Here is a 13804-nt window from a genome sequence, read left to right on the forward strand (position 1 = left end):
GAAGCGGACTGGATGCCGGTCGACGCGTGTCGGCCGGACGAATGGAGCGCAGACGTCCGGCCATGTGCCGTGGCGCTGCGTTGGCGGCTCGCGGGCCGCGCCGTGCTTTGGTCAATCATTTTGTTACCCCCGACTTCCGTCTTTCGCATTCTTTTGGCAACCGGACGATGCCGGCGCCCCGCTGGTCAGACGGCGACTTGCCCGGTGAGACCGGATGCGGCGCTGTTCCGCCTGGTTCCGGGCTCCAACCCCGTGGGTGACGCCGGCTTCGATCCTGGTGTAGTCGATGTCTGGATCGGCCGGACGTCGTGTCGTCGACTTCCGCGAGTCACCTTTCGCAAGGAGCGGGCCAGCCCGCGCCCGATCCAGTCTGCACAAGGGGTTCGGGTCGGCGCACCTGCGCCCGGGGGTGGCACGGGCCACCGGAAGTTGCGCTTCTGATACATCGATACCGCCGTGCGCCGCCGCGCACCCCGCGCAAAGCCCCGCCGCACAAGGCTCAAAAAATTTTCTCGGGATTTTCCCGGAGCCGCGCCGCCGCGCGCGCCGGGCGGCCAGCGTGCAGGTTCGCATCACCGGAACACGCGAAATGTTTCAGCCCCGAAACACGATCGCCCGAATGGCGGCATCGACGGCCGTGCGCGGCACCGATTTCGCCGGATTTTTCTTTTTTAAACAGGCGGTTAAACCTGGGGCGATTTGCATCGACGGGCGTTTTTTTCTAACAATGGAATGGCCGGACGCAGACAGAAAGCAAACATGCTTCGACGTCCGGGCGATACCACGACAGATAAACGGGCTGCCGCAACCACGCAGCCCTCACCTGCAGGCGGGGCATCATGTACGCAGCAAATCGGGGAGCGCGCTATCGCGCGCGGCGCACTACGCACTGGCTGACGGCCGATCGCATCGTGCCGTACAGCTGCGCGATGCTGGTGCTCATCGCGCTCACGCTCGGCGCGTGGGCGTGGACGACGCATGGCTTCACCGCCAACTCGGCGATCCGCCCGGGCGTCGATTTCGCGGTGTTCTGGACCGCATCCGACCTGATCCTGCACGGGCAGGTCGCGACGATCTACGATTTCCATCGCTTTTCGCAGGCCGAGCTGCTGCGGTTCGGCGCCTACCTGCACAACGGCTTCCTGCCGTGGCTGTATCCGCCGACGATGCTGCTGCTCGTCGTGCCGTTCGCTTTCGTGCCGTTTCTGCCCGCATTCTTCCTCTTTTTCGCGGGCAGCTTTCTATGCTATGCGCGCGGCGTCGCCGGCCTGTCCGGGCTGCGCACGCACCTCGCGCGCCCCCATGCCGTAACGCTCGTCGTGCTGGCGTTTCCCGGCGTGTTCATCGCGATCGTCAGCGGCCAGAACGGGCTGCTCACCGCCGGCATCGCGGCGCTCGCGCTGCGCCATCTCGAGCGGCGGCCGGTGGTCGCGGGGCTGCTGGTCAGCCTGCTGGCGATCAAGCCTCAGCTGGCCCTGCTGTTTCCGCTCGTGCTGATCGCGACGCGCAACTGGCGCGCGTTCGGCGCCGCCGCGGCCGGCACGGTGCTGTTTGCCGGCGCCAGCGTCGCGCTCGGCGGCGGCACCGCGCTGCGCGGCTTCGCGAACGGGATGTCGCTGGCGCGCGAGATGGTCGTCGAATACGGCGTGTCGTACTGGCAGGTGTCGCCTTCGCCGTTCGCGGCGCTGCGGCTCGCCGGCGCATCGCTGCCCGTCGCCTACGCGGCGCAGGCCGCGGTGGCGCTGATCGCGGCGACCGCCGCGGTGGCCGTGTGGCGCCGCACGCGCGACATGCGCCTGCGCGGCGCGGCGCTCGCGGTGGCGACGCTGCTGACCACGCCGTATCTGTGGCACTACGAACTGCCGTGGCTCGGCATCGCGGTGTTTTGCCTCGTTGCATACGGCCTCGACGAAGGCTGGCTGCCCGGCGACCAGCCCGTGATCGTGCTCGCGTGGCTGCTGCCCGCGTTCGAGTTCGTCAATCGCCTGCTGCTGCTGCCGCAGTTCGGGCCGGTCGTGCTGCTGAGCCTGCTGTTCGTCGTCGTGCGCCGCGCGTCGTTCGCGCCGAGGACGGCATGATGCAGATCCGCCACCCCGAGCGCCACGCGCTGCCCGCATTCGACCCGCATCCCGAGCTGCCGGCGGCCGGCCCGCGCCGCCGGCCCCACTGGCTGTCGCTGCGCCGCGTGCGCACCTATGCGCAGGTCGCGCTGTACTGTTACCTGCTGTTCGTCGCGATCTACGTCGTGCGCCTGTTCGGCCCGCATGGCGACACGCTGCCGGCGCCCGTGGCCGACTTCGCGCCGACCTGGAGCGCCGCGTGGCTCGCCGCGCACGGACAGGCGCTCGACGCGTGGCGCGTGGCGGCGCTGCACGCGGTCGAGGTGCACGCGATTGCATCGCTGCACGGCGCACCGGCCGGCCTGCCGTGGCGCTATCCGCCCGCCACGCTGCTGCTGGCGACGCCGCTCGGCTGGCTGCCGTACGCGGTCGCGGCGATCGTGTGGCTCGGCGGCGCGTGCGCGCTGTTCGCCGTCGCGATCCGCCTGATCGTCCAGCGCCGCTCCGCCGCGCTGTGCGCATGGGCGTTCCCCGGCATGTTCCTCGTGACGGTCACCGGCCAGGACGGCCTGCTCACCGCGTCGCTCGCCGGCTTCGGCCTGTTGCTGCTGCAGCGGCGCCCGATCGCCGCCGGCGTCTGCTTCGGGATGCTCGGCATGAAGCCGCAACTGGCCGTGCTGTTTCCGCTCGCGCTGCTGTGCGCCACGCAATGGCGCGCGCTCGCCGCGTGGGCCGCAACCGTCGCCGGCCTCGCCGCGCTCGCGACGCTCGCGTTCGGCGCGGATGCGTGGAGCGCGTTCGCGCAGGCGATCGACGCCGCGCATCGCACGGCCGGCGCGCTGCCGGCGCTGCTCGTGCGCACGCCCACCGCGCAGGCCCTGGCGGCGCTGGCCGGCTGGCCGCCGGTCGTCGCGCTGTCGCTGCAGGGGCTCGCGATCGCATGCGCGGTCGCGGCCGTCTGCTACGCGTGGCGCGGCAGCTGCACGTATGCGCTGCGTGCCGCGACGCTGATCTGCGCGACCCTGCTTGCCGCGCCGTCGCTGATCGACGGCGATCTCGCGTGGTACGGCATCCTGATCGCCTGGTATGCGCGTCACGCGTTCGCATTCGGCTGGCGGCGCTTCGACCGCGAATGGCTCGCGCTGCTGTGGGCCGCGCCGCTCGCCGGCCTCGCCGTCGCGCATCTGCACGTGCAGTTCATGCCGCTCGTCGCAGCCGTGTCGCTGCTGCTGCTCGTCATGCGCATCGCGCACGAGCGGCACGACGCGCCCTGCATGCCGGATGCGCACGACAGCGCGACCGACACCGATTTCACGCACGCCGTGCGGCCGCGCCACGCGCCGCCACGGCTTCATCGATTCGACCGCCAGCCGTTGCCGTTCGGCATCCGGCACTGAAGCGGCGTTCACAGGGGTAAGTCATGCGGGCTCTCATCCATCCACCGCTCATCTCGCTGGTCGTGCCGTTCTACAACGAAGGCGAGGCCGTCGAGCACTTCTTCGATGTCGTGATGCCGCTGATGAGCGGGATCGACGGGATCCGCTTCGAGATCGTCTGCGTCAACGACGGCAGCCGCGACGACACGCTCGACCGCCTGATCGCGATCGGCACGAAGGACCGGCGCGTGCGCGTGATCGACCTCACGCGCAACTTCGGCAAGGAGGCCGCGCTCACCGCGGGCATCGACGAGGCGGTGGGCGACGCGGTGATCCCGATCGACGCGGACCTGCAGGACCCGCCGTCGCTGATCCCGGTGATGATCGAGCACTGGCGCGGCGGCGCGGAAGTCGTCGCCGCGCGGCGCACCAACCGCGCGTGCGATTCGTTCGCGAAGCGCACCGCCGCGAAGCTGTACTACCGCGTGCACAACGCGCTGTCGGAAGTGAAGCTGCCGGAGAACGTCGGCGATTTCCGGCTGATGGACCGCCAGGTGGTCAACGCGCTGCGCAGCCTGCCGGAGCGGCGCCGCTTCATGAAAGGCCTGTTCGCATGGGTCGGCTTCCGGACGGTGATCGTCGACTACGAGCGCGAGGCGCGCAGCGCCGGCAAGTCGAAGTTCTCCGGCTGGAAGCTGTGGAACTTCGCGCTCGAGGGGATCACGAGCTTCAGCACGGTGCCGCTGCGCAGCTGGACCTACATCGGGCTCGGCATCGCCGCGCTGTCGTTCCTCTACGGTTCGTTCATCGTCACGCGCACGCTGATGTTCGGCAATCCGGTGCCGGGCTATGCATCGCTGATCTCGGCGATGCTGTTCATCAGCGGCATCGAGCTGGTGGGCATCGGCGTCGTCGGCGAATACATCGGGCGGATCTACTACGAATCGAAGGAACGGCCCGTCTATCTCGTGCGCCGCCGCTACCAGGCGCGCAGCAAGGTGACGTCGCTGCCGGTGTCGCGCGATTCGCTGCGCCAGGCGTCCGCCGCCGCGCGGGCCGACCTCGCGCGCCGCCGCTCGCTGACGCGCCATCGCGTCGCCGCCCGCTGAGCCGATGCCATGGAACCCGACGTGATCCGCGCCGTCTATGCCGCCGAACGCGCGCGGCTGTTCCGCTTCGGCGTGTCGGGCATCTGCTCGACCGCGATCCATGCGCTGATCGCGTCGGCAATGTTCGCGCTGCTCGACGCGACGGCCGTGACCGCGAACGCCGTTGCGTTCGTCTGCGCGACGGTGTTCTCGTATCTCGCCAATACGCTGTGGAGTTTTTCGTCGAACGTGCAGTGGCGCAACCTCGCGCGCTTCGTCGCGGTCGCGCTGTCCGGCCTCGTCGAGACGATGCTGCTCGCGCGCGGCACCGACGCCCTCGGCCTCGCGCACGGCTGGAGCATCGTCGCGGTGGTGCTGTTCGTGCCGCCGGTGACGTTCGTGCTGCACCGGCTCTGGACCTATCGCTGAAGCCGGCACGCGCCGGACGACGCCGCGCGCGGCGGGCCGCTGCCCGCGGCCGGCGCCGTTCAGCCGACGCGGCGATGGCCCGCGTCGCCGGACGGCGGCCCGGGCGACGTGCCGCCGTCCTTCCCGCCGTTGTCGCCGTTGTCGTGATCGTTCAGCCCGTGCTCGATCATCATCCGGTAGAGCGTCACGCGCGAAATGCCGAGTTCGGCGGCCGCCTTGTTGATGCGGTGATCGTTGCGCAGCAGCGCGTTCTCGATCGCGGTGCGCTCGGCCAGCGCGCGCGCCTGTTCGAGCGTCACGGGCTCGGTCTCGCCGGGCGACTCGAGCCCGAGATCGTGCGGCGTCAGCAGCCGGCTCTCGGCCATCACGATGCCGCGCCGCACGCGGTTGATCAGCTCGCGCACGTTGCCCGGCCACTCGTAGCGGCGCATCGCGTCGAGCGCGGCCGACGTGAAGCCGCTGATCTTGCGGCCGCTGTCGGCCTTGTATTTCTGCAGCACGTAGTGCGCGAGGATGTCGATGTCCTTGCCGCGCGCGCGCAGCGGCGGCTCGTGGATGCGCAGCACGCACAGCCGGTGATAGAGATCCGCGCGGAACCGCGCACCCTCCACCGCGCCGTCGAGATCGACGTGCGTCGCCGAGATGATCCGCACGTCGACCGGGATCGATTCCTGGCCGCCGAGCCGTTCGATCTTGCCTTCCTGCAGGAAGCGCAGCATGCTCGCCTGGCTTTCGAGCGGCATGTCGCCGATCTCGTCGAGGAACAGCGTGCCGCCGTTGGCCGCCTCGATCCGCCCGGCGCGCCGCTGGCTCGCGCCGGTGAACGCGCCGCGCTCGTAGCCGAACAGTTCGGATTGCAGCAGGTGATGCGGAATCGCACCGCAGTTGATCGCGACGAACGGGCCCTTCGCGCGGCTGGAGCGCTCGTGGATCGCGAGCGCGGTGAGTTCCTTGCCGGTGCCGGATTCGCCGGAGATGAACACGCTCGCATCGGTCTTGGCCACCTTGCGGATCGTGCTGAACAGCTGCTGCATCGCCTCGCAGTTGCCGATCATCCCGTGCTCGCCGATCGACGCCGCATAGGCCGCGCCGTCGACGCGGTCGAGCGCCGCCATGCCGCGCGCGTGGCCGAGCACGTGGGAAATCCATTCATACGGAAGCGGCAGCGTCACGTAGTCGAAGCAGTAGCTGCGAATCAGTTCGCGCACCACCGGGCTGATCGTCACGCCGGCCCGCGCGATCGAGATCCAGCCGATCGCCGGCTGGCTCAGGCACGCCTTCAACGCGGGGAAATCGCGCGACGTGAAGCCGGTAAAGTCGATCAGGCCGGCGGCCACGCCCACGCCGGACGTCATGTTCTGCGCGGTGCCGGCGGTCTTCGCGATCGTGATTTCCCAGCCGAGCGAGCGCAATTGCTCGAGCAGCGGCTCTTCGGGCGCGCGCGCGATCACGAACAGCTTGCGCCCCGCTTCGGGCGCCGTGATGGACACCGGCGGCACGCCGAATGCCGTGGATGCCGCGTCCCTGGTTGGCTCGGGTGACTTTGAAGCCATCGTTGTTCCCCGCTTAGCGTTGGTATCGCGCTTCGGATTCCCGCCGCGGCACGCGACGGACCAGACGGTCATACCGACATATTCGCCGGATTTCCGTCTGAATAAAATACCCGCCGCAATAATCGCGTCGGTGCGAAGCCTGCCTTGAGCGGTATATCGGCGCCGGCGCGATGCGGCTAGATGGGTGTTATCCCGGTGGCGGGGTGGGCGCGAAACGGGCTGGCGCGGCGGCACGATGCCCGCGCCGCACCCATGCCGCACATCTCGTGCCGGCGAAGCCCGATTTCGGGTCGGAACGGTTCCGCATGGGCGCGGCGGCGTGCCCGCCGATCCGGTTGATCGAGGTCAATCGTCTGACGCACCCGGCTGACGTGCGGGCGCAACACGACGGCGCCCTGCCCGTTTGCAATATGACGACGTCAAGGGCCCAGCAAAGGCCCAACGTCAGCGGCCCGACGTCAGCGGCGCCGGCACGTTCGCGCGGCCGCGCCCGGGCGGCGCGGCGTCGTGCCCGCCATACGCGGCGACGAGCGCATCGACCCGCGCGAGATGATGGCGGTTGTCATGGTCCCACGGATGGAAACCGGGCCGGAAGAAGCTCAGCCATTCGCCCGCAATGCGCGGAAACAGCCCCCGGCGCGGCCCGTACAGGAACGCGAGCATGCTCAGCGTGCCGCGCACGCGCTGCCGCTTCGCGTCGGGGTCGCGCGACAGCAGCGCGCGGTGCATCAGGTACACCGTCGGCCAGAACGTCAGCGTCGTCGCCGCGTAGACGCCCACGCGGATCAGGTAGCGCCGCAGGCCCGGCTTCATCGCCGCGTTCCACACGTCGAACGACACCGACTTGTGCTCGGTTTCCTCGAGCGCATGCCAGATCCACATCTGCCGGTAGCCGTCCACCGAGCCGGCGAGCCGCGACGGGTCGCGCAGGATCCAGTCCGCGAGCATCGCGGTGTAGTGCTCGGCGGCGACCGTATGCGCGAGCTGCACCGAATGCGGCAGCGTGCGCTTCACGTAGTCGAGCACCCACCAGACGCGCTTGTCGAGCTTGCGCGCGGGCAGCCGGTTCGCCTGCAGCAGCTCGTTGTATTCGACGTGCTCGCGCGTATGCATCGCTTCCTGGCCGATAAAGCCGAGCACCTGCTGCCGGAGCACCGGATCGTCGATGCGGTCGCGGTAATTGCGCACCGAATCCATGAAGAAACGCTCGCCCGCCGGAAACAGCAGCGACAGCGCGTTGAAGAAATGGGTCACGTGCGGGCCCTTGCCGTGCCAGTTCTTCGCGCGCTCGACCGGCAGGTCGAAGCGCAGGTCGCGACGCACCGGCATCACCTCGGCCGCGGCGGCGGAAGCGGCTGATTTCATGTTGTTCGTCTCCGGTCGCGGCGGGCATTGCGCCGGTTCGCGACATCGATAATCTTGACATTGACAGATGTAAAGATAGGCCGCGGCGACGCGCACTTGCAAGCCGCGCGATAGATGCGCGCTTCCAAACACCTTGCAGGGAATACGACGGAAAAGCCGGTGTGCAAATGACGCGAACGCAGGCGGGAATTCGAACGCGATCGGGCATCGGCGGCCGGCCGGCGGGCCCTGCCGCGGCGCCTGTCGGCGCCCGCCGGATGCAGGCAGCGCGCGCCTCGCGCAAGCCGGCGCATGACCGGCATCGCCGCCGCCGCGCAGCGGATTCATACGCGCGCATGCATCGCACGCGCGCCGTGCGAGCCGGCGCGCCTGCACCCGATTCAAACGCGCCCGTCGAGCACCACGCCTGCAGCGGCGGCGGTGCGCGCGCTCGCCTACAATGACGGTTTCACCCAACCCCACTCAGGAGTAGTCATGGCAGTCATCACGACCGATTCGGGCCTCAAGTACGAAGATCTCACCGAAGGCACGGGCGCCGAGGCGCAAGCCGGTCAAACGGTCAGCGTGCATTACACCGGCTGGCTCACCGACGGCCAGAAGTTCGATTCGAGCAAGGACCGCAACGACCCGTTCGCGTTCGTGCTCGGCGGCGGCATGGTCATCAAGGGCTGGGACGAAGGCGTGCAGGGCATGAAGGTCGGCGGCGTGCGCCGCCTGACGATCCCGCCGCAACTCGGCTACGGCCCGCGCGGCGCAGGCGGCGTGATTCCGCCGAACGCGACGCTCGTGTTCGAAGTCGAGCTGCTCGACGTCTGACGCAACCGAACGCCGTCCGCCCGATGGAAACCATCGCGTCCCCCGCCATTGCGCTGCGCCGCTACGACGCGTCGGAAGCGTCGGACGTGCACGACTTTCACCAGGTCGTGGTCGGCCTCGACGGCGCGATGGTGATGGCGGTGGACGGCGTCGGCCAGCGCATCGACCGGCATGGCGCGTGGCTGATTCCGGCCGGCTCGCGCCACGACTACGCGGGCCTCGGCGAAAACCGCCAGCTCGTGCTCGACCTGCCCGCGGCATCGCTCGCGGTGCCGCAGCGGCTGTTCGACGGCGCGCGCGCCGTGTCGATCGATCCGCGCCTCGCCGCGCTCGTCGCGCAGGTCGCGGCGGCCGCCGCGCGCTTCGACGCGCCGGCCGGCGACGCGCAACGCGCCGCCGCGCATCGCTTCCAGTGGCAAGCCGCCGCGCGGCTGTGCGGCGCCCTGCTCGGCGACGGCCGCCTCGCGGCGCCCGCGGCGGGCCTCGATTTCGCGCGCATCGACCAATGGCTGCGCGCGCGGCTCGCCGAGCCGCTGCGCATCGCCGACCTCGCCGAGCATTGCGGCTACGGCATGCGCCGCTTCCACCAATTGTTCGTCGACGCATTCGGCGAAACCCCGCACCGCTACCTGCAGCGGCTACGCCTCGACGCGGCGGTGATCCTGCTCGCCGACGGCCGGCATGCGCTCGTGGATATCGCCGGGCAGGTCGGTTTCTCCGACCAGAGCGCGTTCACACACGCGTTCACGAAGCGGTTCGGCATCGCGCCGGGCCGCTGGCGCGGCGATCGTCACTGAAAAGCCGTCGCACCGGCCGCCTACCTCTCGTCCCCCCGCTTCTCGCTTCTCACGGTTGAAATTCGGCACGTCGAAAATCAATCGCGAATCAAATCCGGATTCCGCAAAATCAGTATTATTTCCCTCGAAATAATTAACCGGATTGTATATACAACTCAAATAAAAACAATCTCAATCCTTAAACAATCCAATATGTAACAATTTGCTACAAACTGCGACGATTTACCCGGCCGCACTTTATATTCCGCCATATTCATCGAGAGCCAATCAATCGATCTGATTTTTTAAATGAATCACACTTCAGAAAACATTATTTCCGAAAGTTTTATCGACAGAAATAATGAAAATGCCGTGACATTCAGGATTCGCCGCGCGACCGTTGCCGACGCCCGTCGCATCTGCGCGCTATTCGAAAAGGAATATGGCGATTCGTCGCATCCGTGCCTCGATGAGCATTATGTCCGCGAGGCGATTTCAAGCAGATCGGAAGTCTGGTTCGCCGCCGAAGCGGAAATCGACACACTGATCGGCTGCATGAGCGTCAGTTACAACGCTCAGAATCGTTCGTGGGAATTCGGCCGCGGCATGATTTCCCAGCATTACCGGAAAATGGGCGTCATTTCGGCGCTGATGCAGGCGGCCATCGATTCGATGCCCTCCTCGGCGCACGACCTGACTTTCGTGGTTGCCCGCAATTACGCGTCGCTCCAGGCCCTGCGCAATTACGTCGACGTGATTCCCGTCGGCCACGACGGCTCGCCGAACATGGTACGCGGCATCCGCGAACATCACGCGGTGGCGATCGGGTCGTTCGGCGCGGGCCGGCATCCGCATTACCTGCCCGCCGCGCCGGTATTCAGCGAATCCGCGTTCCTGCGGCGGCAGGTGTTCGAGCCGCTCGGGCTCGGCGCAACGGTCGGCGTCTATCCGAATACGTTCTTCTGGGGGCACGGCGACCTGTTTTCCGACCAGTTCACGTATCGCCAGGACGAGCGGGTCGACGCGATCTACCTGTGCCAGCACGCACGCGGCGACAGCGCGACGATGGACGAAGTGATCGGCGACCTGCACCGTTTCCTCGCACGGCACGGCGGCTCGCAGCAGTACGTGGGCGCGATCGTGCTCGCCGACAAGCTCGACCTCATCAAGGCGATGCTCGAGATCGGCTTCGCGATGACCGCCTATCTGCCGGCGTGGCACTGGCACCGCGGCGCGCGCTACGACTGCGTGCTGCTCGCGCGCCGCGAACACGGCTTCGCGAACAAGAACGGGCTCGACGCCTACATCGATTCATTCGATGCGGCTTACCGGGATATCGGCCGCCACATCCTGGCCGCCTGATGCATCGGCCCGGCACGACCGGGCTTTCTGCTTGACCCATACCGAGGAACGACTGAGGTTCGAATGACGAAAGACGAATGGCTGTCCGTGAAGAAGCAATTGCCGCAAGGGCCGACAGGCGCCGCAACGATCGCGCTCTGGCTGGCCGATCTCGCGCTGCTCGCCGTGGCCTGGGCGATGTGGCACAGCGGCGGCTGGTGGTGCGTGCCGGCCTACCTGGTCGGCATGCTCGCCGTGCTGCATTTCTACCTGATCATGCACGAGGCGACGCATGCGGCCGTGTCGCGCGCGGCCTTCGTCAACGACGGCATCGGCCATGTCTGCTCGTGGATCATCGGCCTGCCGTATCTGCCGCGCCGCAGAAGCCACCTCGGCCACCATGCGTGGACCGCGCATCCGACCGGCGACCCCGAAAACAAGAAGATGATCGAGAAATTCTCGGTGATGACGGAAAAAGAGGCGCGCACGCTCGAATTCATGTGGCGGCACTGGATCCCGATGATCGCGTTCAACCATATCTTCAGCCACTGGATCGCGTCGTTCCAGCCGCAACGCTCGCGCGCGGAGCGCGGGAAACCGAACCGGGAATGGGCGTATGCGATCGCCTACCTGATCGGTTACGCGGCCGTCGGCGCGATCGCGTTCGCGTCGGGCGTGTTCGGCGAACTCGTCGCCTTCGCCGCACTGCTGTGGCTCACGCTGCTGCTTGCCGTCGAAATGCTCAACCTGCCGCATCACGCGGAGATTCCGCTGCTCGCCCATGACGCGCAGCGCCCGCCGCTCTGGGAGCAGGACGTCGTGTCGCACAGCTGCGCGAGCGTGCCGATCTGGTCGCGCTGGGTGATCCTGAACTTCAATCTCCACGTGGTCCATCACGCGTACCCGTGGCTGCCGTGGCACGACTTGCCGCGCGCGCAGCAGCTCGTCGACGCGATCCCGTCGGCCGAAGCGTCGTCGCAGCAGCACGAATGGGCGTTCTCGGTCACCAACCGGCGCCGGCCGCTGCTCAAGCTGATGGGCCACTTCTTCGACAAGCGCGGCGCCGCGCCGGCAACGGCGCCGGGAGACTGACGCCGCGCACGCCCGGCCGGGGCGCCCGCCTGCCCCGGCCGGCCGGATTCACCGCGCGATTGCCGCGCCGTCGCCCCCGACCTTCCTGACGACGGTTTCCGCCGCCTTCACCGCGCTGCCGTCCTCGCGCCGCAGCGCCTGCTTGCGGACCGCCCTGCCGGTCTTGCGGTCGATCAGCACCGAATGCGGCTCGCCGCGCGCGAACAGGTTCGCCTCGCTCCACTGGCGCAGCAGCACGATCACCGGAAACAGCCCCTCGCCCTGCTTCGTCAGCACGTACTCCTGGTACGCGGTGCCGTCCGACGCAGGGACGGCCTTGAATATCCCTGCCTCCACCAGCATCCTGAGCCGGTCCGACAGGATGTTGCTCGCGACGCCGAGGCTCGCGCGGAAATCGCCGAAGCGGCACACGCCGTCGAATGCGTCGCGCACGATCAGCAGCGCCCACCGGTCGCCGACGATGTCGGTCGCGCGCGCCACCGGGCACGGTGAATCCGCGAGACTTTTCTGTTTGGCCATCTTCCCCTCCGCTATCGTGCCGGCCGCCACCGTGGCGACTCCGGCAAACGCCGCGCGGGCAGCCGCCCGCACCCCAACAAGTTGCATTTTAAAATTTCTTTTCCTACACTCCAACAACTTTCAATTTGCAACCAGTTGGCGTGAGGAACAACGATGGATTCATCCTGGAATTCGGCGAACGCGACCCATGCGGCGAACACGGCCGATGCAGGCGGCCGGCTGTCGACCGCCCGCATCGCGCTGCTGGCCGTGTGCTGCGCGGCGAGCGTCGCGAACGTCTATTACGCGCAGCCGCTGCTCGATGCGGTCGCGCGCGACTTCGGCATCGCGCATGCCGAGGTGGGCGGCGTGATCACCGCGACGCAGCTCGGCTGCGCGCTCGCGCTGCTGTTCGTCGTGCCGCTCGGCGACCTGCTGAACCGCAAACGGCTGATCGCCGTGCAACTGGTGCTGCTGGCGGCCGCATGCGCGGGCGTGGCCGCTTCGTCGTCGCGGCTCGAATTGCTCGCCGCGATGGCCGGCGTCGGGCTGCTCGGCACTGCGATGACCCAGGGCCTGATCGCGTGCTCGGCGACGCTCGCGGGCGCGGGCGAGCGCGGCCGCGTGGTGGGCGCCGCGCAGGGCGGCGTCGTGATCGGCCTGCTGGCTGCGCGCTCGCTGGCGGGGCTCGTGACCGATCTCGCCGGCTGGCGCGCGGTGTATCTCGTGTCGGGGGCGCTCGCGATCGCGATGCTGGTCGTGCTGCTGCGGCTGTTGCCCGATACGGGTGCGCCGCGCGCGCGCATCGGCTATGCGGCGCTGCTGGCGTCGATGGGCGCGCTGCTGCGCCACGACCGCATGCTGCAGGTGCGCGGCACGCTCGCGCTGCTGATGTTCGCGGCGCTCGGCATTTTCTGGAGCGCGATGGTGCTGCCGCTCAGCGCGCCGCCGCACGCCATGTCGCATACGGGTATCGGCGCGCTCGGCCTCGTCGGCGCGCTGGGCGCGGCGGCGGCCGCGCGCGCGGGGCGGCTCGCCGACCGCGGCCTCGGGCAGGCGACGACGGGCGCGGCGCTGGTGCTGCTCGTGGTGTCGTGGCTGCCGCTCGCGTTCACGCCTTCGTCGATTGCGCTGCTGATCGTCGGCGTGATCCTGCTCGACATCGGCGGGCAGGCGATTCACGTCGTCAACCAGAGCCTGATCTTCGACGCGCAGCCGGATGCGAACGCGCATGCGCGGCTGGTCGGCTGCTACATGCTGTTCTATTCGGTCGGCAGCGGCGTCGGCGCGATCGCGTCGACGCTGGTGTATGCGCGCGCCGGCTGGACCGGCGTCTGCGTGCTCGGCGCGGCGGTGAGCGCCGCCGCGCTCGCGTTCTGGGCGGCGACGCGCAAGCGCGCGCGCTGACGC

12 protein-coding genes and 1 pseudogene are annotated in these 13804 nt (G+C 68.5%); 10 read left to right on the forward strand and 3 right to left on the reverse strand.

Annotated features, from left to right (window positions below):
• Positions 1 to 839: 839 nt before the first annotated feature.
• From ABFO07_RS25575 to ABFO07_RS25590, 4 genes are read left to right on the forward strand one after another with little or no spacing between them, the layout of a single operon-like run.
• Entirely contained in the window at positions 840 to 2078 is a 1239-nt protein-coding gene (locus ABFO07_RS25575) for a glycosyltransferase family 87 protein (RefSeq protein ID WP_059910140.1), read from the forward strand.
• Entirely contained in the window at positions 2075 to 3457 is a 1383-nt protein-coding gene (locus tag ABFO07_RS25580; RefSeq protein WP_347468763.1) for a glycosyltransferase family 87 protein, read from the forward strand. Before ABFO07_RS25575 ends, ABFO07_RS25580 begins: the two co-directional genes overlap by 4 nt.
• Before the next feature lie 23 nt (positions 3458 to 3480).
• Complete coding sequence (locus ABFO07_RS25585; protein ID WP_059566169.1) at positions 3481 to 4545, forward strand: glycosyltransferase family 2 protein; 1065 nt, start codon at positions 3481 to 3483, stop codon at positions 4543 to 4545.
• Positions 4546 to 4554: 9 nt separating this feature from the next.
• On the forward strand, positions 4555 to 4953 hold the full coding sequence (locus ABFO07_RS25590; protein ID WP_059884366.1) for a GtrA family protein: 399 nt from the start codon (positions 4555 to 4557) through the stop codon (positions 4951 to 4953).
• 59 nt (positions 4954 to 5012) lie between these two features.
• On the opposite strand, the gene ABFO07_RS25595 is transcribed toward ABFO07_RS25590, so the two are convergent.
• Positions 5013 to 6506 carry a sigma-54 dependent transcriptional regulator gene (locus ABFO07_RS25595; RefSeq protein WP_059995958.1) on the reverse strand — a complete coding sequence of 498 codons (1494 nt, stop codon included), beginning with the start codon at positions 6504 to 6506 and terminating at the stop codon, positions 5013 to 5015.
• 444 nt (positions 6507 to 6950) lie between these two features.
• On the reverse strand, positions 6951 to 7871 hold the full coding sequence (locus ABFO07_RS25600; RefSeq protein ID WP_347468764.1) for a metal-dependent hydrolase: 921 nt from the start codon (positions 7869 to 7871) through the stop codon (positions 6951 to 6953).
• 474 nt (positions 7872 to 8345) lie between these two features.
• On the opposite strand from ABFO07_RS25600, the gene ABFO07_RS25605 reads away from it, so the two are divergent.
• The 5 genes and pseudogenes from ABFO07_RS25605 (at position 8346) to ABFO07_RS25625 (ending at position 11896) form a co-directional block, all read left to right on the forward strand.
• Positions 8346 to 8687, forward strand: coding sequence for an FKBP-type peptidyl-prolyl cis-trans isomerase (locus tag ABFO07_RS25605; protein ID WP_059808766.1), 342 nt, complete (start codon positions 8346 to 8348; stop codon positions 8685 to 8687).
• Positions 8688 to 8710: 23 nt separating this feature from the next.
• A complete protein-coding gene (locus ABFO07_RS25610; RefSeq protein WP_347468765.1) occupies positions 8711 to 9484 on the forward strand; it encodes a helix-turn-helix transcriptional regulator in 774 nt (257 codons plus the stop codon).
• A gap of 288 nt (positions 9485 to 9772) precedes the next feature.
• Positions 9773 to 10087, forward strand: a pseudogene (locus tag ABFO07_RS25615) (GNAT family N-acetyltransferase); the annotation flags it as partial.
• A 6-nt stretch (positions 10088 to 10093) separates the two neighbouring features.
• Entirely contained in the window at positions 10094 to 10825 is a 732-nt protein-coding gene (locus ABFO07_RS25620; protein ID WP_347469718.1) for a hypothetical protein, read from the forward strand.
• A gap of 63 nt (positions 10826 to 10888) precedes the next feature.
• On the forward strand, positions 10889 to 11896 hold the full coding sequence (locus ABFO07_RS25625; RefSeq protein ID WP_059566176.1) for a fatty acid desaturase family protein: 1008 nt from the start codon (positions 10889 to 10891) through the stop codon (positions 11894 to 11896).
• A gap of 48 nt (positions 11897 to 11944) precedes the next feature.
• Here the strand turns inward: ABFO07_RS25625 and ABFO07_RS25630 are convergent, their stop codons facing one another.
• Complete coding sequence (locus ABFO07_RS25630) at positions 11945 to 12415, reverse strand: winged helix-turn-helix transcriptional regulator (RefSeq protein WP_347468766.1); 471 nt, start codon at positions 12413 to 12415, stop codon at positions 11945 to 11947.
• A gap of 153 nt (positions 12416 to 12568) precedes the next feature.
• On the opposite strand from ABFO07_RS25630, the gene ABFO07_RS25635 reads away from it, so the two are divergent.
• Complete coding sequence (locus tag ABFO07_RS25635; protein ID WP_347468767.1) at positions 12569 to 13801, forward strand: MFS transporter; 1233 nt, start codon at positions 12569 to 12571, stop codon at positions 13799 to 13801.
• Positions 13802 to 13804: the final 3 nt, after the last annotated feature.

Source organism: Burkholderia stagnalis, assembly GCF_039848545.1.
Lineage (GTDB): Bacteria > Pseudomonadota > Gammaproteobacteria > Burkholderiales > Burkholderiaceae > Burkholderia > Burkholderia stagnalis.